This window comes from Phycicoccus mangrovi (assembly GCF_018729305.1).
Classification (GTDB): domain Bacteria; phylum Actinomycetota; class Actinomycetes; order Actinomycetales; family Dermatophilaceae; genus Phycicoccus; species Phycicoccus jejuensis.
The window spans coordinates 61,553-83,881 of sequence record NZ_JAHHWP010000001.1; the positions used below are offsets into that span (position 1 = coordinate 61,553).

A 22,329-nucleotide genomic window follows, 5' to 3' on the forward strand; every position below is an offset into this window, starting at 1 on the left:
GGGTGGGGACCCCGCGCGGTCACTTGCCTGCGGTGACGGTGTCGAACATCTCCGCCGTCAGCGGGCTGGCCACGAGGCCCTGGACCTTGCCGCTCGTGACGAGCGCCGGCGGGGAGTGGCTGATCGGGATGCCCGGCAGGTACTCCTCGGCGATGCGCTTGTTGAGGTCCTGGTACGCGGCCTCGCGCTCGCCCTCGTCGACGATGGCGTCGTCCTTCTTGAGGTCCTCGGAGAGGGTCTTGCCCCACGGCATGACGCTCGTGTGGAAGTCGTTGCCCTTGAGGTCGCTGAAGAACGTGCCGAGGAAGTTGTCCGCGGCGTTGTAGTCACCGGTCCAGCCGAGCAGCCACGCGTCGTAGGCGCCGTTGGCCGAGACGTCGTCGAGGTAGCCACCGTTCCACGGCTTGCTCACCTGCTCGACCTTGATGCCGACGGCCTCGAGGTCCTTGACGAACGCGGCGTGGATCTTCTGGGGGTCCGGCATGTACGGCCGCGAGACCTCGGTCGGGAAGGCGAACTTGAGGGTCATGCCCTCGGCGCCGGCCTCCGCGAGGAGGGACTTGGCCTTCTCCGGGTCGTACGGGTACGGCTGGAGCTGGGTGTTGTAGCCGGACACCGTGTCGGGCATGAACTGCGAGGCGACCTTGGCGCCCTCGGGCAGCTGGCTCTTGACCATCTGGTCCCGGTTGAGGGCGTAGGCGATGGCCTGGCGCACCTTGAGGTCCTTGAGCTTCGGGTTCCGCTCGGGGTTCAGACCCATGTAGAGGATGTTGAAGGCGGGGCGGACCTCGACCTTGTTGCCGGCGTCCTGCAGACCCTTCCAGTCGACCGGGTTCGGCAGGTCGTAGCCGTCGATCGAGCCGGCCTGCAGCTCCTGGCGGCGGGTGCTCTCGTCGGGGATGATCTTGAAGACGAGGGTCTTGGTCTTCGGCTGCTCGCCGTAGTAGTTCTCGTTGGCGACGAGCGTGACGGTCTTGTTGGCCTCGTCGTACTTGGAGAGCTTGTACGGGCCGATGCCGACGGGGTTCGTCGAGTACTCGGGGTAGGTGAAGCCCTCGCCCTGGGTCTGGACGTTGTTGGCGTCGCCGTCCTTGAGGGCCTTGGGCGACTGCATCGAGAAGGAGTCGAGCGACAGGATCGTCGGGAAGCTCGAGGTGGTGCGGGTGACGTCGATGACCGCGGTGTTCTCGTCGGGGGCCTCGCACGACTTGTAGAGCGAGCCGGACGGGTCGTCGCTGAAGGTGCCGAAGAAGTACGTCCAGTACTCGGCCGCCGTCTGGCCGGCGCCCTTCTGCTCGAACATGCGCTGCATGTTGTCGCAGACCGCCTGGCCGTTGAACGGCTCCCCGTCGGAGAACTTCACGCCCTGACGGAGCTTGAAGGTCCAGGACAGGCCGTCCTCGGACGGGGTCCAGCTCTCGGCCAGCTCCGGCTGGATGTCGGCGGTGCCGGGCTTGATGCCGAGCAGGCCCGAGTGGATCTGGCGGGTGATGCGGAAGGTCTCGCCGTCCGTCGCGTAGAGCGGGTCGAAGACGTCGGGGGCCCCGGCCGCGCCGAACGTGAACGTGTCCTTGACGTCCGAGCCGGAGCTGCCGTTGTCGCCGCCCGAGTCGCGCTCGGACTGGGCGCACGCCGTCATGCTCAGGGCGGCGGCCGTCACGAGCACGAGAGGCGCCGTGCGCTTGCGTGTCATCAGTGTGAACCTCGCTTGGGTGTGCGATCGCTCGGACCGCCCGGGTCGGGCGGACGAGGTCCCGCGCGGGCACCGGTCGTCCGGCCCCTCGCGGTTGCACGGACCCTAGCCAGCAAATTGCGCGGGGGGAACGGCCCGACGCGAGTGGTTACCCAAGTGAGACCGAATCCGTGACGCAGACCTTTCGGCCGGCCCCGCGCCCGCGCCACTACGCCGATTCGGTCGCTGGCGCAAGACCTGAGAGACTGGTGGGCATGTCTGCCTCCCGCCGCGACGACCTCCGTAACGTCGCCATCGTCGCGCACGTCGACCACGGAAAGACCACGCTCGTCGACAAGATGCTGTGGCAGTCCGGAGCCTTCGGCGAGCACCAGCACGTCGACGAGCGCGCCATGGACAGCGGTGACCTCGAGCGCGAGAAGGGCATCACGATCCTCGCGAAGAACACCGCCGTCCGCTACGCCGGCCCGGCCGCCGTCGACGCCGGGATCACCGACGGCATGACGATCAACATCATCGACACCCCCGGCCACGCCGACTTCGGTGGCGAGGTCGAGCGCGGCCTGTCGATGGTCGACGGCGTCGTCCTGCTCGTCGACGCCTCCGAGGGCCCGCTGCCCCAGACCCGCTTCGTGCTGCGCAAGGCGCTCGCCGCGCAGATGCCCGTCGTCCTGTGCATCAACAAGGTCGACCGCCCCGACGCCCGCATCGCCGAGGTCGTCGACGAGGTCTACGAGCTCTTCATGGACCTCCTCGTCGACGCCGAGCACCACCAGGACCAGCTCGACTTCCCGGTCGTCTACGCCTCGGCCAAGGCCGGCCGCGCGTCGCTGACCCGCCCGGCCGACGGCGGCCTGCCCGAGGACGAGGACCTCGAGGCGCTGTTCCGGACGATCATCGAGACGATCCCGGCGCCGTCGTACGACGACGAGGCACCGCTCCAGGCGCACGTCACCAACCTCGACGCCTCGAACTTCCTCGGCCGCCTCGCGCTCCTGCGCGTGCACAACGGCACGATCCGCAAGGGCCAGCAGGTCGCCTGGTGCCGCCGTGACGGCTCGACCGTCCCGGTGAAGATCACCGAGCTGCTCATGACCGAGGCGCTCGAGCGCCGCTCCGCGGAGTCCGCCGGCCCGGGCGACATCATCGCCGTCGCCGGCATCCCCGAGATCACCATCGGCGAGACCCTCGCCGACCTCGACGACCCGCGGCCGCTGCCGCTCATCACGGTCGACGAGCCGGCCATCTCGATGACGATCGGCATCAACACCAGCCCCATGGCCGGCCGCGTCAAGGGCGCCAAGGTCACCGCGCGCCTGGTCAAGGACCGCCTCGACCGCGAGCTCATCGGCAACGTCTCGATGCGCGTCCTGCCGACCGAGCGCCCCGACGCGTGGGAGGTCCAGGGCCGCGGCGAGCTCGCGCTCGCCATCCTCGTCGAGCAGATGCGCCGCGAGGGCTACGAGCTGACCGTCGGCAAGCCGGTCGTCGTCACCCGCGAGGTCGACGGCAAGGTCCAGGAGCCGGTCGAGCGCCTGACCATCGACACCCCCGAGGAGTACCTCGGCTCGATCACCCAGCTGCTCGCCGCCCGCAAGGGCCGCATGGAGCAGATGACCAACCACGGCACCGGCTGGGTCCGGATGGAGTACCTCGTGCCCTCGCGCGGCCTCATCGGCTTCCGGACGCAGTTCCTCACCGACACCCGCGGCACCGGCATCGCCAACCACGTCTTCGAGGGCTACGAGCCCTGGCTCGGCGAGATCACGACCCGCATCAGCGGCTCGCTCGTCTCGGACCGCTCGGGACCGGCGACCGCCTACGCGATGATGAACCTCCAGGAACGCGGGACCCTCTTCATCCCGCCGACCACCGAGGTCTACGAGGGCATGATCGTCGGCGAGAACTCGCGGGCCGACGACATGGACGTCAACATCACCAAGGAGAAGAAGCTCACCAACGTGCGCTCCGCCGGTGCCGACGTCCTCGAGCGGCTCGCGCCGCCGCGCGCCCTCTCGCTCGAGCAGTCCCTCGAGTTCTGCCGCGAGGACGAGTGCGTCGAGGTGACCCCCGAGGCCGTCCGCATCCGGAAGGTGGAGCTCGACCAGACCCTGCGCGCCCGCGCCGCGGCCCGCGCCAGGAGGAGCTGACCGCCGGGCATGACGAGCAGGAGCGACCGCAGGGCCGAGCCGGCCGCCGTCTCGCGCAGCGCGCGGCGGCGGGCCGGCCGGCGTCGTCCGACGCGCCTCGTCGTGGGGCTGGTCCTCATCGTCGTCGCGGCCGTCGTCGCGGCGGGGGTCGTCGTGGCCCGCCAGCGCGGCGACGGCACCGGGTCCGACACGCTGCCGACCTCGGCGGTCGGCGACCGGGTCGAGACGCGCGGCGGCACCCTCAGCGCGCTGTCGCTGGGACCGGTGCCCTCGTGGGACCCGCAGCGCATCGCCTCCCGCGCCGACATGGCGTTCGCCGGGCGGGTGTTCGCCCGCACCCTCACCGCGTACGCGCCGAGCACCGACCCGAAGCAGCAGTCGCGCCTCGTCGGGGACCTCGCGACCGACACCGGCACCGCGAGCAAGGACCTCAAGACCTGGTCCTTCACCCTCCGCGACGGCCTCACCTGGCAGGACGGCAGCGAGCTGACCTGCGAGGACGTCGCCTACGGCATCTCGCGCACCTTCGCGACCGACGAGGTGACGGGTGGGCCGACCGACGCGCTGGCCGTGCTCGCCATCCCGCGCGAGGCCGACGGCACGAGCACCTACGACGGGCCCTACGGCTCCGGCTCGGCCGCCAAGGCCGGGCAGGCCGCCTTCGACAAGGCGGTCACCTGCGACGACCGCCAGATCACCTTCACGCTGAGCACCCCGGTCGGCGACTTCGCCGAGATGCTCTCGCAGCCGGCGTTCGGCCCGGTCAAGCGCTCCTCGGACCGGCGTGGCGACGGCACCTACGACGTCTTCAGCAGCGGGCCGTACATGCTGCGCGGGGCGTGGGAGCCCGGCCGCGGCGGTCTCTTCGTCCGCAACCCCCACTGGTCGGCGGCGAGCGACCCGGTCCGCAAGGCCTACCCCGACCAGATCCGGTACCAGGAGGGGCTCGACAGCGAGGCCGTCGCGCAGCAGGTGACGGCCGACAACGCCGCCGGCCGCGCCTCGGTGGCGCTCGCCTCGGTGCCCCCGGCCATCCAGCAGCAGGTGACGGCGGTGCAGAGCCTCGACGAGCGCTCGGTCAACCCGCTGACCGGTGTCGTCGACTACCTCGTCCCCAACGTCGAGAGCGCCGTCTTCGAGGACGAGAAGGTCCGGCTGGCCCTCGCGGCGGCGACGAACCGCGACGCGTACGTGACCGCCATCGGCGGGGCGACCGCGGCGCGGCCGTCGCTGTCGCTCCTGCCGAGCGCCCTGCCGTCGGCGCACGACGACGACCCGGTCGGCACCGGCCTGCGCGGCGACCCCGCCCGGGCCAAGGCCCTGCTCGCGGAGGCCGGGGTGGACGAGCCGGTCGAGTTCACCCTCGCCTACCGCTCCGACCCGACCGCCGACAAGGCGATCGCGGCCCTCGTCGCCGGCTGGCGGCAGGGCGGTTTCGCGCCGACCGTCGAGCCGATCACCGAGGACTACTTCTCGACGATCGCGCAGAAGTCCGCGGCCGACGACTACGACCTCTTCTGGTCGAACTGGGCGCCGGCCTGGCCGTCGGGCTCGACGGTCCTCCCGCCGCTGTTCGACAGCACGATCAACCTCACCGACGCGGGGCCGGGCCGCGACTACGGGTACTTCAGCGACCGTCGGCTCGACGAGCAGATGACGAAGACCTCGACCGTCGCCGACCGCACCGCGCGTGAGCGCGGCTGGGCCGACGTCGACCGGCGCCTGCTCCAGCAGGGCGCCTACATCGGCCTCGCCGAGCGCCGGGCGCTCTACGTCGCCGGCAGCGACGTGCGCAACCTCTCGGCCAACGCGGTGCTCGGCGGCGTCGTCGAGCTCGCCGACATCGCGGTGGCGCCGTGAGGGACCTGCTCGACGGGCTCGACCTCGGGGGGAGGCCGGCGCGGATGCTCTTCGTCCACGCCCACCCCGACGACGAGACCCTGACGACCGGGGTCGCGCTCGCCCACCACGCGGCCCGCGGCGACGACGTCCACGTCCTCACGTGCACGCTCGGTGAGGAGGGCGAGGTCATCCCGCCCGCGCTCGCGCACCTCGAGGGCGACGGGCCCGCGCTCGCCGCCCACCGCCGTGCCGAGCTGCACCGCGCGATGGCGGTCCTCGGGGTCACCCACCACCTCCTCGAGGACGCGGACGGGGCGTTCCGGGACTCGGGCATGGTCGGCTCGCGCGCCGCGGCCGACCCCCGCGCCTGGGCGGGGGTGCCGCTGCCGGTCGCCGCGGCCGCCGTGGCCGAGGTGGTCCGGCGCCTGGACCCCGACGTCGTCGTCACCTACGACGCCGGGGGCGGCTACGGCCACCCCGACCACGTCCGCACCCACCAGGCGACCCGGGAGGCCGTGCGCACGGCCTCCGCCGAGGTCCCGCTGCTCGCGGTGCTCACCCCGCTGTCCTGGGCGACGCAGGACCACGCGTGGCTGACGGCGCACGTCCCCGCGGGTGAGGGCTGGGTCGTGCCGGACGCGACGAGCGAGTACGCCGGGGACGTCGTCCCCGACGAGGTCGTCACCCGGGCCGTCGTCGACCCCTCGGTCGTGCCGGCCCAGGAGCAGGCCCTGCGGGCCCACGAGACCCAGGTCGTCGTCGGCCCCGGCTGGTACGCGCTCTCGAACCGGCACGTCTTCCGGCTCGCCGGTCGCGAGGGCTACGCGCGCCTCGACCTCGCCACGGGCCGTCCGGTGGGGGAGGCGTCGTGAGCGCCCCCGACGAGGCCGTCTTCCGGCAGGCGATGGGCCGGATGGCCCAGGGCGTCAGCATCATCACGACGAGCCAGGGCGGCCACGACCACGCGATGACCGCCGACACCGTCACCTCCGTGTCGCTCGACCCGCTGCTGGTCCTCGTCTGCGTCGAGACCGAGAGCCGCTTCCACGACGCCGTCGTCGACGCCGGCGTCTGGGGGGTCAGCGTGCTCGGGGTCGACCAGCGGCCCCTCTCGGACTGGTTCGCCACCCGGGGGCGTCCGCTGCACGGTCAGCTCGACCGGGCGCCGCACCACCGGGGGCCGCAGACCGGTGTACCGCTCGTCGACGGGGCCCTGACGACGCTGGAGTGCCGCACCACCGCCGTCCACCCCGCCGGGGACCACGTCATCGTCGTCGGCGAGGTCCTCGGCCTCGAGATCCCCGACACCGTCGGGCCCGCCCTCGTCCACTACCGCGGCCGCTACGGGAGCATCGCATGACCGACGACCTGCTTCGGCACGAGACGTGGGACGAGCCCGCGTGGGAGGACCCCGCGCCGGGCCGGCGCCGCTGGCCCTTCGTCGTCGGTGGGGTCCTCGCCCTCGCGGCGGTGCTGTACGGCGCCACCGCCGCCTGGGCCGGGGACCGCGTCGCCCGCGGCACGACCGTCGCGGGGGTCGACGTGGGCGGCCAGGACGCCGCCGCTGCCCGGGCCACGCTGGACCGACGGCTCGGGGGCGCCGCGCAGGAGCGGCTGACGCTCACCTCGCCCGCCGGCGAGGCGGCCCTGACGCCGGCCGACGCCGGGCTCTCGGTCGACGTCCCGGCCACCGTCGAGGGGCTCGTCGGCTTCAGCCTGTCGCCCGCCGACCTGTGGCGGCACGTGGCCGGCGGGGGCGAGCGCCCGGCCGTCGTGCGGGTCGACGACGCGGCCTTCGGGCGGGCCGTCGAGGACGTGCGCGACGAGCTCGACGCGAAGGCCGTCGAGGGCCGGGTCTCGATCAGCGGCGGCAAGGTCGCCCACAAGGCGCCCGTCCCCGGCGTCGAGACCGACGTGGCGCGCACGGCCGCGGCGGTGCGCCGCGCCTGGCCCGGGAGCAACACCGTGGCCGTCGTCGGCGACGTCCGGGCCCCGAAGGTCGCCGCCCGCGAGCTCGAGCGCGTCCGCGACGAGTTCGCGCGGGTCGCCGTGTCCGGGCCCGTCACCGTGCGGGTCGGGGAGAAGTCCTTCGAGCTGTCCGCCCGGCAGCTCGCGCCCGCCGCCGTGCTCACCCCCGCGGAGGACGGCACCATCACGCCGCGGGCCGACGACGCGAAGCTGCGGCGCATCGTCCACGAGGCCGCGCAGGAGGCGAAGGTCGAGGTCGAGCCGAAGGACGCGGTCGTCACCTTCGCCGGCAACGACTGGCGCCGGCCCCGGGTGCGCGACTCGGTCCCCGGCAGCGAGCTCGACGACGCCTCGATCAGCGCCGCCGTCTGGACCGCCTTCTCGACGGCGTCGAGGACCGCCACGGTGACGACGAAGGAGGTGCAGCCGGACTTCACCACCGCGGTGGCGAGGAAGACGCTCCCGAAGGAGAAGGTCTCGAGCTTCACGACCTACTTCGAGGCCGGGGCGCCGCGCGTCACCAACATCAAGAACGCCGCCCGCCTCATCGACGGCACCTACGTCCCGCCGGGGGAGCAGTTCAGCATGAACGGGGTCCTCGGCGAGCGCACGCCCGACAAGGGCTACGTCAAGGCCGGCATCATCCTCAACAACCGGCTCTCGGAGAGCTACGGCGGCGGCATCTCGCAGGTCTCGACGACGATCTTCAACGCGTCGTTCTTCGCCGGGGTGCGGCTCGACGCGTGGCAGGCGCACTCGTTCTACATCTCGCGCTACCCCGAGGGGCGCGAGGCGACGATCTCGTGGCCGGACCTGCACAACAAGTTCACGAACACCCTCGACGGCGGCATCCTCATGGACGTCTCGACGACCGACACCTCGATCACGGTCACCTACTGGGGCACCAAGAAGTACGACGTCGAGGCGACGAAGAGCGCGCGCTACGACATCGTGCAGCCGAAGGTCGTGCGCGACGACAGCCCGACGTGCAAGCCGCAGAGCCCCGTGCCCGGCTTCAAGGTCGACATCGGCCGCATCTTCAAGGAGAAGGGCAAGGTCGTCCGCACGGCCTCGTTCACGACGTCCTACGTGCCCGAGGACGACGTGACCTGCACCGGCACGACCTCCTGATCCGGAGGCCGCGCGTCAGGGGCGGCGCAGGGTCGTGTACTCGTGGTGCACGACGAACCCGGCCCGCCGGTAGAGCGACTGCGCGGCCGTGTTGTCGGTGTCGGTCTGCAGGTGCAGCGAGCGGACGCCCCGGTCGGCGGCCTCGGCCGCGAGCCGTCGCAGCAGGGCCGACGCGACCCCGCGCCGGCGCGCCCGCGGCTCCACGAACATCGCCGCGACGCCGCCCCACGCCGACGCGACGCCCAGCCGACCGACCCCGAGCACGCCCTCGTCGTCCTCGGCGCTCGCGAACACCTGGTCCGGCGACCCGGTGAGGACCGCCCGGGCCGGGCCCTCCGGGGCCTCCCGGTACCCGCGGTACGCGGCGAACCAGCTGTCCGACAGGCTCGTCGAGGTCGCGACCGAGACGCCGGGGGAGGGGCGGGCGGGCAGCGCGGCGAGCACGCCGTCGACGCCCGCGGTGAGGGCGCTCGTCGCCACCCGGGGGGCGTACCCGCGCGCGATCAGGAGGCGGCCGAGCGCGTCCTCGGACGTCCGGAAGCCGGCGGGTCCGGCGAGCGTCAGCATCGGCGCCAGCCCGCGGGCGGCGTACCAGTCCTCCGCCGCGTCGAGCGCCGCCTCGAGCGTCGTGCCCGGGTTGCCCACCGCGAGAACCGAGTTCGCACGGTGCGTGAAGCCGCCGGCGGCCCGCAGCAGCCAGTCGCCGAGGTGCTCCGTCTCGGGTGCCGGCCACGCCCCGACCATGACGCGCTCGAGGTCCTCCACCGAGAGCGCGAGGTGCGGCGCGCCCCTCCGGGAGGGGCGCGGCGGCACCTCCTTGACGACGGTGACCGACGGCCGCGGGACGGCGACCTCGCCGCGGCGCGTGCGGACGAGGAGGTGCGCGGCGTCGGCGAGGACGAGGTCGCCGACCACGTCGGTGAGCGTGGCGCCCGTCCGCGGGTCGGGGGCCGGGAGCCGGTGCCGCACGACGACGCGCGTCCCGACCGGCGGGACGGCGGGGGAGTGCGGCGGCGGGCCGCCCTCCGGGGTGCTCATGCCGTGAATAGTATGGGCGGCATGACGTACGTGATCGCGCAGCCCTGTGTGGACCTGAAGGACAAGGCCTGCATCGAGGAGTGCCCCGTCGACTGCATCTACGAGGGCGAGCGCAGCCTCTACATCCACCCCGACGAGTGCGTCGACTGCGGTGCGTGCGAGCCGGTCTGCCCGGTCGAGGCGATCTACTACGAGGACGACGTCCCCGAGCAGTGGGCCGACTACTACAAGGCGAACGTCGAGTTCTTCGACGACCTCGGCAGCCCCGGCGGCGCGGCCAAGCTCGGCGTCATCGCCAAGGACCACCCGATCATCGCCGACCTGCCCCCGCAGGAGCACGACGAGTGACGGGGTGCTGACCCTCCCCGACTTCCCCTGGGACTCGCTCGCTCCGGCCAAGGAGCGGGCGAGCGCCTTTTCCGACCCCGACCTCGGGCCCGACGCGGGGCGCGGCCTCGTCGACCTGTCGGTCGGCACCCCGGTCGACCCGACCCCCGGGCTCGTGCAGCGGGCGCTCGCCGAGGCGGCGGACGCCCCCGGCTACCCGCAGACCTACGGCACGCCGGACCTGCGCGAGGTCGTGGCCGCTTGGTTCGCGTCGCGGCGCGGGGTCCCGGACGTCGACCCCGCCGGTGTCCTGCCGACGATCGGCTCCAAGGAGCTCGTCGCGTGGCTGCCGACGCTCCTCGGTCTCGGTGACGGCGACGTCGTCGGCTTCCCTCGCGTCGCCTACCCCACCTACGACGTCGGTGCCCGGCTGGCCCGCGCCGTCCCGATGGCCGTCGACGCGCTCACCGCGCTGGGGCCGCTCACCCCTGCGACCACGCCGAGGCTGCTGTGGCTCAACACCCCCGGCAACCCGACGGGCAAGGTCCTCGGGGTCGAGCACCTGCGCAAGGTCGTCGACTGGGCCCGACTGCACGGCGTCGTCGTCGCGTCCGACGAGTGCTACGCCGAGCTGGACTGGCGTCCGCGAGAGGAGGGTTCCGCCGAACCGCCCACCACGCCCTCGATCCTCGACCCGCGCGTCTGCGGCGGCTCCCACGAGGGGCTCCTGGCCGTCTACTCGCTCTCGAAGCAGTCGAACCTCGCCGGCTACCGGGCCGCGTTCGTGGCCGGCGACCCCGCCCTCGTCCGGCAGCTGCTCGAGGTCCGCAAGCACGCCGGGATGATCGTCCCGTGGCCCGTCCAGCGGGCGCTCGTGGCGGCCCTGTCCGACGCCGGCCACGTCGAGGAGCAGAAGGCGCGCTACGCCGCCCGGCGCGCGGTGCTGCGGCCGGCGGTCGAGGCCTTCGGCCTGCGCGTCGACGACTCCGAGGCCGGGCTCTACCTCTGGGCCACCGCGGGCGAGGACTCCCGGACCACCCTCGACCGCCTCGCCGACCGGGGCGTGCTCGTGGCCCCCGGGGACTTCTACGGGCCCGCCGGCCGCGAGCACGTGCGCATCGCGCTCACCGCGACCGACGAGCGCATCGGGGCCGCCGCCCGGCGCCTCGCCCGACCGGGGCGGTGAATCTCACGCCGCCCCCGTTTTTTCCACCGGTGACCGGCGGGTAGGGTCGAAAGGACGCCCAACGCCCATCGAACCCAAGGATCGCGACATGACCGACGGAGCAACCCTCCACGCCGCGGGCACGCAGCTCGACCTCCCCCTCGTCCCCGCGACGGAGGGCAACAGCGGCTACGACATCTCGAAGCTGCTCAAGGAGACGGGGAACGTCACCCTCGACGCAGGGTTCACGAACACCGCCAGCTGCTCCAGCGCCATCACCTACATCGACGGCGACGCCGGCATCCTCCGCTACCGCGGCTACCCCATCGAGCAGCTCGCGAAGAGCTCGACCTTCCTCGAGACCTCGTACCTGCTCATCTACGGCAACCTGCCGACCCCGACCGAGCTCACCCAGTTCGAGGACCGCATCCGCGAGCACACGATGCTCCACGAGGACCTCAAGGGGTTCTTCCGCGGCTTCCCGCGCGACGCGCACCCGATGCCCGTGCTGTCCTCCGCCGTCTCGGCGCTGTCGACCTTCTACCAGGACAGCCTCGACCCGTTCGACGAGGACCAGGTCGAGATCTCGACGATCCGCCTCCTCGCCAAGCTGCCGACCATCGCGGCCTACGCGTACAAGAAGTCGATCGGCCAGCCGTTCCTCTACCCGGACAACGACCTCAGCCTCGTCGAGAACTTCCTCCGGATGACCTTCGGCGTCCCGGCGACCCAGTACGACCTCGACCCCGAGATCGTCAAGGCCGTCGAGCTCCTCCTCGTCCTGCACGCCGACCACGAGCAGAACTGCTCCACCTCGACGGTGCGCCTCGTCGGCTCCTCCCACGCGAACCTCTTCGCGTCGGTCTCGGCCGGCATCAACGCCCTCTTCGGCCCGCTGCACGGCGGCGCGAACCAGGCGGTCCTCGAGATGCTCGAGCGCATCGACGGCGCCGAGTACACCGCCGAGGAGTTCATGAAGAAGGTGAAGAACAAGGAGGACGGCGTCCGCCTCATGGGCTTCGGGCACCGGGTCTACAAGAACTACGACCCGCGCGCGGCCATCATCAAGGACACCGCCCACAGCATCCTCGCGAAGACCGGCGGCAACGACCGGCTGCTCGACATCGCGATGCGCCTCGAGGAGATCGCGCTGGCCGACGACTACTTCGTCGAGCGCAAGCTCTACCCGAACGTCGACTTCTACACCGGCCTGATCTACAAGTCGATGGGCTTCCCGACGCGGATGTTCACCGTCCTGTTCGCCCTCGGCCGCCTGCCGGGCTGGATCGCCCAGTGGCGCGAGATGATCGCCGACCCGGCGCTGAAGATCGGCCGCCCGCGGCAGGTCTACATCGGCGAGGGCGAGCGGTCCTACGTGCCGCTCGACCAGCGCTGACCGACCGCGCGTCGCACCCGACGGCCCGGTACCCCTCGCGGGTGCCGGGCCGTCGTGCGTCCGTGGACGTCCGCTCAGGCGGCGAGCCGGATGACGACCTCGCGGTCGCCGGCGCCGCCCCCGTCGCTCCACGTGAACGCGGAGTCGTCCATCGAGCGGTCCCAGCGCAGGCCGTGGGTGCTGACCTGCGTGGCGCCGGTGTCGGTCGCGCGGGCGACGGCCCACGAGCCGACCGCCCAGGCCTCCTGGGAGGAGCCGGTGCGCACCCGCACCGTCCCGTCGCGCCGGGTGGCGGTCAGGCCGAAGTCCTTCTTCACGAGGGCGACGAGCGCGTCGGCGTCACCGACGCCCTCGGGGGCCCGCAGCGCGCAGCCGATGCCCTGCGCCGTCTGGCCGGAGAGCACCGAGGCCGTCGCCCGCGCCTTCTCCTCGTGCTGCGCGTAGGCCGACCCGGCGGCCGAGCGCTGCACCTCCTGGGCGGCGACGGCGATCTCCATCGAGGTGTAGCCGTCGACCTTCTCGAGCGCGTCGTAGAACTTGTTCGTCGAGTACTCGGGGTCGAGGATCTGCTCGGCCGAGCCCCAGCCCTGCGAGGGCCGCTGCTGGAAGAGCCCGAGCGAGTCGCGGTCGCCGAAGCGCACGTTGCGCACCTTGGACTCCTGCATCGCCGTCGCGATGGCGATGGAGGCGGCCCGCGGCGGCAGCCCGCGCTTGACGGCGATGGCGGTGATGGCGGCGGCGTTGCTCGCCTGGTCCGGGGCCCACTCGTGGGTGGCGCCGGCCGCGGTGACCCGGCACTGCTCGCCCGAGACGGCGTGGAGCAGCCGCTGCACCCCGCCCCAGCCGACGACCCCGAGCCCGACGACGAGCGCGAGCACGAGCACCGCGGCGACCCGGCGGCCGCGACGGGCGGGCCGTCGCTGCTCGGCGAGGGTCACGGAGCCCTGGCGGGTGCGCGGCATCGGGGGCGGTCCTTCGGCTGGCTGGGGTGGCGGGTGCGGGTGGCGGTGCGGGTCGGTCAGTCGTTGGCGTGGAGGGCGGAGTTGAGGACGATGCCGTGCCCGTCGCGCGGCCGGGCCTCGACGGTGCCCGTCACCGAGTTGCGCAGGAACAGCAGGCCCGACTGCCCGGACAGCTCGCGCGCCTTGGTGACCGTGCCGTCCGGCAGGGTCACCTTCGTGCCGGCGGTGAGGTAGAGCCCGGCCTCGACGACGCAGTCGTCGCCGAGGGCGATGCCGAGGCCGGCCTCGGCTCCGAGCAGGCAACGCCTGCCGATGCTCACCCGTTCCGTCCCACCGCCGGAGAGGGTCCCCATCGTCGACGCGCCCCCGCCGATGTCCGAGCCGTCGCCGACGACGACGCCCTGGCTGATCCGGCCCTCGACCATCGAGGAGCCGAGGGTGCCGGCGTTGAAGTTGACGAAGCCCTCGTGCATGACCGTCGTGCCGCTCGCGAGGTGCGCGCCGAGGCGGACCCGGTCGGCGTCGCCGATGCGCACGCCGGCGGGCAGGACGTAGTCGACCATCCGCGGGAACTTGTCGACGGAGAGGACCTGGACCGGGCCGCGCGCCTGCATCCGGGCGCGGACGGTCTCGAAGCCCTCGACGGCGCACGGGCCCTGGGTGGTCCACACGACGTTGGGCAGCACCCCGAAGAGCCCGTCCAGGTTGAGGGAGTTGGGCTCGGCGAGGCGGTGGGAGAGCAGGTGCAGGCGCAGGTAGGCGTCCTGCGTCGACGCCGGGGCGGCGTCCAGGTCGACCCGGACGGTCGCCGTCTCGCGGGCCACGCCGCGCACGTCGTCGGCGACCGCGAGCGCCCGCAGCTCCGGCGGGGCCTCGGAGCCGTCGGGCTCGCCGAGGGCGGGGGCGGGGAACCAGGCGTCGAGGACGGTGCCCTCGGCCGTGCGGGTCAGGAGGCCGTGGCCCCAGGCGGTGCGCGTCATGGGCTCCAGCCTACGGGGGGAGCCCGGGCGCCCCGGACGACCCCGCCGACCGCTCACTAGGGTGTCGGCATGACCGGTCCCACGCCCGTCCTCGACCTCTCCCTCGACGTCACGAGCCTCACCGCGCAGGTCTGCGACGTGCCGTCGGTCAGCCTCGACGAGGCGGCCCTCGCGGACGCCGTCGAGGCCGCCGTGCGCGCCGTCGGGCGCCTCGAGGTGACCCGCCTCGGCAACACCGTCGTCGCCCGGACCGCCCTCGGCCGGGCGGAGCGCGTCGTCCTCGCCGGCCACCTCGACACCGTCCCGCTGACGAGCGACCCGGCCAACCTGCCGACGCGCCGCGTCCCCGGCGCCGACGGCGAGGTCCTGTGGGGCCGCGGCACCGTCGACATGAAGGGCGGCGTGGCCGTGATGCTCCGCGTCCTCCACGAGGTCACCGAGCCGAACCGCGACATCACCTACGTCTTCTACGAGGGCGAGGAGATCGACAGCGAGTACAACGGGCTGCTCCACGTCGAGCAGCAGGCGCCCCACCTCGTCGAGGACGCCGACTTCGCCGTGCTCCTCGAGCCGACCGACGGCCGCGTCGAGGGCGGCTGCAAGGGCACGCTGCGGGCCGAGGTGTCGACCAAGGGGATCGCGGCGCACTCGGCGCGCCCGTGGAAGGGGCACAACGCCATCCACGACGCCGCCGAGGTGCTGGCCCGGCTCGTCGCCTACCGGCCGCGGACGGTCGAGGTCGACGGGCTCGAGTTCGCCGAGGCGCTCAACGCCGTCAAGGTCGAGGGCGGCATCGCCGGCAACGTCATCCCCGACCGCTGCGTCGTGACCGTCAACTACCGCTACGCGCCCTCGCTGTCGCCGGAGGAGGCCGAGGCGCACGTCCGGGAGGTCTTCGACGGCTTCGAGGTGAGCGTCGGCGACAACGCCGGCGGCGCGCGCCCGGGGCTGCACCTCCCGGCGGCGAAGGCGTTCGTCGAGGCCCTCGACCTGCCCGTCCTCGCCAAGCAGGGCTGGACCGACGTCGCCCGCTTCTCGGCGATGGGCGTGCCGGCCGTCAACTTCGGCCCCGGGGACCCCAACCTCGCGCACATGGACGACGAGCAGTGCCCGGTCGCGCAGTACGACGCGTGCGAGGCCGCCCTGCTGCGCTGGCTGCGCGGGTCGGACGGGTGAGCCACCTAGGCTGACGCCGTGGAGACCCCCGAGCAGCCGCAGGAGCGCGACTACCACCAGGGCCCGGTCGTCATGCGCCGGTCCAAGGTGCCGCGCTCGACCACCGACCAGCGCCTCCTCGACAGCCGCGGCTCGGCGGAGTGGGTCCACTCCGACCCGTGGCGCGTCATGCGCGTGACGTCCGAGTTCGTCACCGGCTTCGGGGCGCTCGCCGAGCTCGGCCCGGCGGTCAGCGTCTTCGGCTCGGCCCGCACCCGTCCCGACAGCCCGGAGTACGCGCTCGGCGAGCGCGTCGGTCGGGCCCTCGTCGAGGCCGGCTACGCCGTCATCACCGGGGGCGGCCCCGGCGCGATGGAGGCGGCGAACAAGGGTGCGCTCGAGGCCGACGGCACGTCGGTCGGCCTGGGCATCGAGCTGCCCTTCGAGGCGGGCCTCAACCCCTACGTCGACCTCGGCGTCAACTTCCGCTACTTCTTCGCCCGCAAGACGATGTTCGTCAAGTACGCGTGCGGCTTCGTCGTCCTGCCCGGCGGCTTCGGCACCCTCGACGAGCTCTTCGAGGCGGTGACGCTCGTCCAGACCCAGAAGGTGACGAGCTTCCCGATCGTCCTGCTCGGCACCGCGTACTGGGGCGGCCTGCTCGACTGGCTGCGCGGGACCGCCGTCGCCGCCGGCACGATCAGCGAGAAGGACCTCGCGCTGCTCATCGTCACCGACGACCCCGACGAGGCCGTGCGCGTCGTCGTCGAGGCCGACCGGGCGGTCGTCGAGCAGCGAGCCGCGACGACCCGGCCCGACTGACCCCCGGGACCCGGCCCGGCCGCAGGTCCGGATCGTAGGATCCCCCTCGTGGTCCCCGTCCTGCTCGTCCTCGTCGCGCTGGCGCTCGTCGCCGTCGTGGCCCTCGTGGCGACCGGCCGTCTGCGCGTCGACCCCCTCGCCGACGCCGTGACGAGCACGCCCGACCACGGCCTGCCGGAGGAGCCGGCGGCCGCCGACGTGCGGTCCGTGCGCTTCGACACCGCCGCCCGCGGCTACCGGATGGACGAGGTCGACGCCCACCTGCTCGACCTCGCCGACACGCTCGCGGCGCGCGAGCGTGAGGTGGCCGAGCTGCGGGCCGACGCCGCGGCGACCGCCGCCGCCCCGACCGACGCCACCCCCCGGGAGAGCTGATGGCCTTCACGATCCGCCGCGCGAGCGACCTGCCCCGCGAGGCCGCCTGGGACGCCGTGACCGACCTGCGCGCGCACACCGCCCACGTCCCGCTCACCGACGTCGAGGTGCCCGACGGCGGCCTCGCCCTCGGGGCCGAGGTCAACGCCGTGACCCGGCTCGGCCCGGTGGCCGGCTCGGACCGGATGCTCGTCACGGCGCTCGAGCCCGGGCGCCGGATGCGGCTGGTCAAGACCGGCTGGTTCCTGCGCGGCTGGGCCGACATCACCGTCGACGACGACCCCGCCGGCAGCCGCGTCACGTGGACCGAGGAGATCTGGCTGCCCGGTCTGCGCCGCCTGACGCGCCCGGTCGGCGACCGCCTCGGACCGCTCCTCTTCGGGAAGGTCGTCGAGGGCCTCGTGGCCGGCGCCGAGCGCCGTCGGGGCGGCTCGTGACCTGGTCGGTCCTCGCGGCGGTCCTCGGCGTCGTGGCGGTCCTCGGCGCGGCGTGGTGGCTCGGTCGCCAGCGGCCCGACGACGAGGTGCTCGTCGACGACCCGCGCCCCGGCACCTACCGCACGGCGTTCCGCGGCTACCGCACCGACCAGGTCGACGAGGTCGTCGACCGGCTCGAGGCCCGCATCGCCGAGCGCGAGGCCGAGCTGCGGGTCCTGCGCGGCGAGGCGCCGCCGGCGCCCGCCGCCCCGACGGGGCCGGGGGAGGACGAGCCGCCCCCTCGAGGTCGTCCGGCACCCGGGCGTGACCCGGTTGCCGGACGCCCCGCGCCGCTGCGCCGCACCGACCTCCTCGCCCCCTTGGCCTACCTCCTCGTCGCGGCCTACGTGACGATGCACCTGCTCGGCGCGGTCCGCACCGGCTACCTCTCGCAGGGGGTGCAGGACCAGCAGGCCTTCGAGTGGTACTTCGGGGCGACCGCGCACAACCTCGCCACGCTGTCCAACCCGCTGCTCAGCGATCTCCAGAACTTCCCGGCGGGCGTCAACCTCATGGCCAACGCCGCGGTCCTCGGGCTCGGGGTGCCGCTGGCGCCGCTCACCCTCCTCGCCGGGCCGGAGGTCACCTTCGTCCTCGTCGAGCTCCTCGGCCTCGCCCTCACGGCGAGCGGCTGGTACTGGCTGGTGCGCCGGCGGCTCGCGGTGCACCCGCTCGCGGCCTTCCTCGCGGGGTTGCTCGCGGGCTTCGGCCCGGGGATGGTCAGCCACGCCAACGGCCACCCCAACTTCGTCGTCCAGGCCCTCGTGCCGGTGGTCGTCGACCGGGTGCTGCGGCTCGCCGAGGGGCGCCGTCCGGTGCGCGACGGGGTCGTCCTCGGGCTGCTCGTCGCGTGGCAGGTGCTCGTCGGCGAGGAGGTCCTGCTGCTCACGGCGGTCGGGCTGCTCGTCGGCGGCGTCGTGTGGGCCGCCCACGGGCGCGTGCGCTGGCGCCCGCTCCTCACCGGCGGCGGGGTGGCCGGCCTCGTCGCCCTCGTCCTCGTGGGCTTCCCCCTCTGGTGGCAGTTCCTCGGCCCGCAGAGCTACGCGTCCATCTGGCACCCGCCCGGCGGCAACGACCTCGCCCAGCTGTGGGGGAGGGCCACCCGCACCGTGGGGGCGGACCCGTGGGCGTCCGCCGCGCTCTCGATGAACCGCACCGAGGAGAACTCGTTCTTCGGCGTCGCCCTCTGGGTGGCCGTCGGGCTCACCGTGGTCGCGCTGTGGCGCAGCGTCGTCGTCCGGGCGCTCGCCGTGGTCGTCGTCGTCACCTGCTGGCTCTCGCTCGGCGAGGAGGTCACCCTCCACGGCACGGCGCTCGGCATCCCCGGGCCGTGGGCCCTCCTGGAGCTCGTGCCCGTCGTCCAGAACGTCCTGCCGACCCGGTTCACCCTCGTCGCCCTCCCGGTGCTCGGGGTGCTCCTCGCCCTCGGCGTCGAGCACCTGCGGCGCGCCGTCGACCGGCTCGCCGACCAGACCGGCCCCGGGCTCGCGCTCGGGCTCGCCGCCGGCGTCGTCGCCCTGCTGCCCGTCGTCCCGACGCCCCTCGTCGTCGACCCGCGACCCGTCGTCCCCGCGTTCTTCACGCAGGGCACGTGGCGCGACCACGTCGACGACGGCGGCTCGGTCCTCGCCGTGCCGCCGCCGAACGTCGCCGACGCGCGTGCCCTGGAGTGGCAGGCCGCCGCCCGCTGGGGCTTCCCCGTCGTCGCCGGCTACTTCGTCGGCCCGAACGGGAGCCCGGACCGGGGCGGCCAGTACGGCGCCACCCCGACCGGGCTCACCGTGTGGCTCGCGCAGGTCGCGCAGGCCGACGTCGTCGTCCCGGCGAGCGCGCAGGAGCGGGCCGGCTTCGTCGAGAACCTGCGCGACGGGCGCGTCGACGCCGTCGTCCTCCCCGACGACCGTCCTGCGGCCGGCTCCCTGAGAGACTCTCTCGTGACGCTCCTCGGTGACCCGCAGCACCTCGACGGGGTGTATCTCTGGGACGTGAGGAGGCTGACCGATGGCGCAGGCTGAGCTGGCCCCCGCCGCCGAGGCCGTCACCGAGGCCGGCGGCGGGTCGGTGCTGCGACGGCTCACGACCTCCGCGGGCCGTCACGAGCTCGCCGGGCGCGCGCTGCAGCGGCCGCTGCTCACCATCCTCGCCGTCTACGCCGTCTCGCGGGTCGTCGCCCTCGCGGCGCTCTGGGTCGCCGCGACCTGGTTCCAGAACCCCGCGGGCGTCGGCCACCCCGACCCCTCCCTCGGTGACCTCGTCGGGCTGTGGGACGGCGTCTGGTACCACCGCATCGTCGAGGACGGCTATCCCGTCCCCCTGCCCCGCGACGCCGACAACGGCCGGATCACCTACAGCGCCTGGGCCTTCTACCCCCTCTACCCCTACCTCGTGAAGGGGCTGATGCTCACCGGCCTGTCCTTCGAGGTGGCGGGGGTCGTGCTCAACCTCGTGCTGGGCGCCGTCGGGGCGGTGCTCATCCACGCGCTCTTCCGCAGCACCTACCACGCGGCCCGCCAGCCCCAGCGCGAGCGCCTCGCCCTCGTCGCCGCCTGCCTCTGGTGCTTCTACCCGACCACCTCGGTGATGCTCAAGCCGTACACCGAGGCGCTCGCCGTGACCCTCGTCGCGGCCGCGCTGCTCGTGCTCGTCCGACGCCGCTACCTGCTCGTCGCGGCGGTCGCCCTCCCGCTCGGCTTCACCCGGGGGGTGGCCCCCGCCCTCGGGCTCGCGGTCCTCATCCACCTCGGCGTCCGGTGGCGCGAGGAGCGGTCCGCGGGGCTGCGCCCGCTCGCCGGCCAGTGGCCGCGCATCGTCGTCATGCTCGCGTCCGTGGGCGTCAGCGCCATCGCCTGGCCGGCCGTCGCCGGGATCGCCACCGGCGTCCCGACCGCGTTCTTCGACGTCCAGGCCGCGTGGGGCCAGAAGCCGGCGGACGGACCGTTCGTCCTGTGGTTCCAGTGGGCGTGGGACGGCAAGGGCCTCGCCGGCGTACTCGTCCTCGTCGCGCTCGCGGCCACGTACGTGGCGCTCGTCCTCGGCCGGCACGGTCGCTGGATGAGCGTCGAGATGCGCGTCTGGGCCCTCGCCTACCCCTTCTTCCTCTTCGCGGTCGTCCGCCCGATCACGTCGATGTGGCGCTTCCTCCTCCTCGACATGCCGCTGGCCGCGTTGCTGGCCTCGGTCGCGATGCGCACCGCCGACGGCCAGCAGGTCGTGCCGCACTGGAAGCGCCGGGTGGCCGTCGTCGTCCTCGTGCTCGTCGGGGGCATCCTCTGGTGGACCTGCAGCCTCCTCACCTACACCCCGTGGGGCTCCTTCCCCCCGTGACGTGCGGGTTCGGATTTCGCCACGCCGCAAGCCTGCTGCGATAATGGTCTCCGAGTCTCGGCGGTCCGGCGTCGAGCAGGACGCGGCGCGACCCACGCTGCCGCGACGAAGAAGGGAATCACGCCATGGCGGCAATGAAGCCGAGGACGGGCGACGGCCCGCTCGAGGTCACCAAGGAAGGTCGCGGCATCGTGCTGCGCATGCCCCTCGAGGGCGGTGGGCGGCTCGTCGTCGAGATGACCCCCGACGAGGTGCGCGCGCTGGGCGAGGCCATCGACAACTGCGACGGTCTCTGACCGGCAGGCCGCCGACGGGAGCCCCCACCGACCAACCGGTGGGGGCTCCGTCGTGTCCGGGGGAGGTGTCCGCGTCCGCGCGCGGGGTACGCGGTGAGACGGTGTGGCGCCGCCGCGCCGCCCCCGCCTACGGTCGGGGGCCACGACATCGACGACCCGCCGGCACCCGGCGGCCGAGGAGGACCCACGGATGAACGCCGGCTACGGACTGACGGTGCGCTGGTCGCTCGAGGACGCCCCCGCGGGGGTGGCCGACGAGCTGCGCGAGTACGTCGTCGGCACCTCGATCGCGCGGTTCATGTTCCTCGACGGCCTGGCGTTCAAGGTGTGGCGGATGCGCGAGGGCGAGTGGTTCGAGGGCACCTACGTCTTCGACAGCGAGCAGGAGCGCCAGCACTTCCGCGAGGGGTTCGAGCCCGGGGCGGCGACCGCGCCGGGCAGCGCGATCATCGGCTCGGCGCCGAGCACGATCGAGGAGTGGGAGGTCGTGGCCATCGCCGAGGGCCCGGCCGGCTTCCGACGCGGCGCGGGGCCGTCGGTCAGCTGACGCCGGTCCTCAGCGGCGGACGGCGACGAGCACGCCGTCGCTGACCGGCAGGAGCGCGGTCACGAGGTCGTCGTGGTCGCGCAGGGTCTTGCCGAGGTCGCGCAGCGTCGTCGTCGTCGCGTCCCGCGACGCGGGGTCGGCGACCTTGTCGTGCCAGAGCATGTTGTCGACGACGAGCACCCCGCCGCTGCGCAGGAGGCGGACCGCGTGCCCCACGTACGTCGGGTAGGTGTCCTTGTCGGCGTCGACGTGGACCATGTCGTAGCCGCCGTCGGCCATCCGCGGGAGGACCTCGGCGGCGGCGCCCGTGATGACACGCGTGCGCTGGTGCGGGTAGCCCGCCTCGGCGTACGCCTGGCGCGCGAGGCGCTGGTGCTCGGCCGAGACGTCGATGGTCGTGAGGATGCCGTCGTCGGGCATCCCCGAGAGCAGCCACAGCCCGGAGGTGCCGGCGCCCGTCCCGACCTCGAGGACGTGCTTGGCCCGCACGCTCGCCGCGAGCAGGCGCAGCACGGCGCCCGCCCCGGTGCCGACGGGGGAGGCGGCGCCGAGCTCGGCGCCCCGGCGGCGGGCCGCCTCGACGACCTCGGGCTCGGGGACGAACTCCTCCGCGTAGGACCAGCTGGCCGGCTTCAGTCCGCTCATGGCGGCAACCCTAGTGCGCCCGGCAGGGGGTGGCGCG

The 22,329-nt window shown here is 73.6% G+C and carries 21 protein-coding genes; 16 read left to right on the top strand and 5 right to left on the bottom strand.

All coding sequences use genetic code 11. The features are described 5' to 3' along the window. Positions 1-19: 19 nt before the first annotated feature. On the bottom strand, positions 20-1,693 hold the full coding sequence (locus tag KMZ30_RS00285) for an ABC transporter substrate-binding protein (protein WP_215513804.1): 1,674 nt from the start codon (positions 1,691-1,693) through the stop codon (positions 20-22). A 254-nt stretch (positions 1,694-1,947) separates the two neighbouring features. Here KMZ30_RS00285 and typA point away from each other — a divergent pair, with 254 nt between their 5' ends. The 5 genes from typA to KMZ30_RS00310 are packed head-to-tail and all read left to right on the top strand — an operon-like array spanning position 1,948 to position 8,784. Next, positions 1,948-3,843: a translational GTPase TypA gene (typA, locus tag KMZ30_RS00290; RefSeq protein ID WP_215513803.1), complete on the top strand. Its 1,896-nt coding sequence runs from the start codon at positions 1,948-1,950 to the stop codon at positions 3,841-3,843. A 9-nt stretch (positions 3,844-3,852) separates the two neighbouring features. Continuing rightward, positions 3,853-5,703, top strand: a complete 1,851-nt coding sequence (locus tag KMZ30_RS00295) for an ABC transporter substrate-binding protein (protein WP_215513802.1) — start codon at positions 3,853-3,855, stop codon at positions 5,701-5,703. Continuing rightward, positions 5,700-6,557, top strand: coding sequence for a PIG-L family deacetylase (locus KMZ30_RS00300; protein WP_308279829.1), 858 nt, complete (start codon positions 5,700-5,702; stop codon positions 6,555-6,557). The genes KMZ30_RS00295 and KMZ30_RS00300 overlap by 4 nt, the downstream gene beginning before the upstream one ends. Next, positions 6,554-7,045 (top strand): flavin reductase family protein, encoded by a 492-nt coding sequence (locus KMZ30_RS00305; RefSeq protein ID WP_308279827.1) that lies wholly within the window; start codon positions 6,554-6,556, stop codon positions 7,043-7,045. The genes KMZ30_RS00300 and KMZ30_RS00305 overlap by 4 nt, the downstream gene beginning before the upstream one ends. Beyond that, positions 7,042-8,784: a VanW family protein gene (locus KMZ30_RS00310; RefSeq protein WP_215513801.1), complete on the top strand. Its 1,743-nt coding sequence runs from the start codon at positions 7,042-7,044 to the stop codon at positions 8,782-8,784. The genes KMZ30_RS00305 and KMZ30_RS00310 overlap by 4 nt, the downstream gene beginning before the upstream one ends. 15 nt (positions 8,785-8,799) lie before the next feature. On the opposite strand, the gene KMZ30_RS00315 is transcribed toward KMZ30_RS00310, so the two are convergent. Continuing rightward, on the bottom strand, positions 8,800-9,822 hold the full coding sequence (locus KMZ30_RS00315; protein ID WP_215513800.1) for a GNAT family N-acetyltransferase: 1,023 nt from the start codon (positions 9,820-9,822) through the stop codon (positions 8,800-8,802). A gap of 21 nt (positions 9,823-9,843) precedes the next feature. On the opposite strand from KMZ30_RS00315, the gene fdxA reads away from it, so the two are divergent. The 3 genes from fdxA to KMZ30_RS00330 all read left to right on the top strand — a co-directional run bounded on the left by fdxA (position 9,844) and on the right by KMZ30_RS00330 (position 12,710). Further along, positions 9,844-10,170, top strand: coding sequence for a ferredoxin (gene fdxA, locus KMZ30_RS00320; protein ID WP_030529541.1), 327 nt, complete (start codon positions 9,844-9,846; stop codon positions 10,168-10,170). A gap of 4 nt (positions 10,171-10,174) precedes the next feature. Then, positions 10,175-11,335, top strand: coding sequence for a succinyldiaminopimelate transaminase (gene dapC / locus KMZ30_RS00325; RefSeq protein ID WP_215513799.1), 1,161 nt, complete (start codon positions 10,175-10,177; stop codon positions 11,333-11,335). A gap of 88 nt (positions 11,336-11,423) precedes the next feature. Continuing rightward, a complete protein-coding gene (locus KMZ30_RS00330) occupies positions 11,424-12,710 on the top strand; it encodes a citrate synthase (RefSeq protein ID WP_215513798.1) in 1,287 nt (428 codons plus the stop codon). 74 nt (positions 12,711-12,784) lie between these two features. Here the strand turns inward: KMZ30_RS00330 and KMZ30_RS00335 are convergent, their stop codons facing one another. Together KMZ30_RS00335 and dapD are read right to left on the bottom strand one after the other, a co-directional pair. Beyond that, the gene (locus KMZ30_RS00335) at positions 12,785-13,672 is read right to left on the bottom strand and encodes a hypothetical protein (RefSeq protein WP_215513797.1); all 888 of its coding nucleotides are present in this window, start codon (positions 13,670-13,672) and stop codon (positions 12,785-12,787) included. Between the two features lie 56 nt (positions 13,673-13,728). After that, entirely contained in the window at positions 13,729-14,652 is a 924-nt protein-coding gene (gene dapD / locus KMZ30_RS00340; protein ID WP_215513796.1) for a 2,3,4,5-tetrahydropyridine-2,6-dicarboxylate N-succinyltransferase, read from the bottom strand. A gap of 69 nt (positions 14,653-14,721) precedes the next feature. Here dapD and dapE point away from each other — a divergent pair, with 69 nt between their 5' ends. The 8 genes from dapE (at position 14,722) to KMZ30_RS00380 (ending at position 21,647) form a co-directional block, all read left to right on the top strand. Then, positions 14,722-15,828, top strand: a complete 1,107-nt coding sequence (gene dapE / locus KMZ30_RS00345) for a succinyl-diaminopimelate desuccinylase (protein ID WP_215513795.1) — start codon at positions 14,722-14,724, stop codon at positions 15,826-15,828. Positions 15,829-15,900: 72 nt separating this feature from the next. Next, positions 15,901-16,629: an LOG family protein gene (locus KMZ30_RS00350; protein ID WP_215513858.1), complete on the top strand. Its 729-nt coding sequence runs from the start codon at positions 15,901-15,903 to the stop codon at positions 16,627-16,629. 48 nt (positions 16,630-16,677) lie between these two features. Continuing rightward, entirely contained in the window at positions 16,678-17,004 is a 327-nt protein-coding gene (locus KMZ30_RS00355; RefSeq protein ID WP_215513794.1) for a DivIVA domain-containing protein, read from the top strand. Next, positions 17,004-17,441, top strand: coding sequence for an SRPBCC family protein (locus tag KMZ30_RS00360; protein ID WP_215513793.1), 438 nt, complete (start codon positions 17,004-17,006; stop codon positions 17,439-17,441). Before KMZ30_RS00355 ends, KMZ30_RS00360 begins: the two co-directional genes overlap by 1 nt. Then, positions 17,438-19,495, top strand: a complete 2,058-nt coding sequence (locus KMZ30_RS00365; RefSeq protein ID WP_215513792.1) for a DivIVA domain-containing protein — start codon at positions 17,438-17,440, stop codon at positions 19,493-19,495. The genes KMZ30_RS00360 and KMZ30_RS00365 overlap by 4 nt, the downstream gene beginning before the upstream one ends. Then, positions 19,482-20,804: a putative hexosyltransferase gene (locus tag KMZ30_RS00370; protein ID WP_226903001.1), complete on the top strand. Its 1,323-nt coding sequence runs from the start codon at positions 19,482-19,484 to the stop codon at positions 20,802-20,804. The genes KMZ30_RS00365 and KMZ30_RS00370 overlap by 14 nt, the downstream gene beginning before the upstream one ends. Before the next feature lie 125 nt (positions 20,805-20,929). Continuing rightward, a complete protein-coding gene (locus tag KMZ30_RS00375; protein ID WP_084696920.1) occupies positions 20,930-21,100 on the top strand; it encodes a DUF3117 domain-containing protein in 171 nt (56 codons plus the stop codon). 190 nt (positions 21,101-21,290) lie between these two features. Continuing rightward, complete coding sequence (locus KMZ30_RS00380) at positions 21,291-21,647, top strand: hypothetical protein (RefSeq protein WP_030529552.1); 357 nt, start codon at positions 21,291-21,293, stop codon at positions 21,645-21,647. Between the two features lie 9 nt (positions 21,648-21,656). On the opposite strand, the gene KMZ30_RS00385 is transcribed toward KMZ30_RS00380, so the two are convergent. Then, positions 21,657-22,292, bottom strand: coding sequence for an O-methyltransferase (locus tag KMZ30_RS00385; RefSeq protein ID WP_215513791.1), 636 nt, complete (start codon positions 22,290-22,292; stop codon positions 21,657-21,659). Positions 22,293-22,329 lie beyond the last annotated feature (37 nt).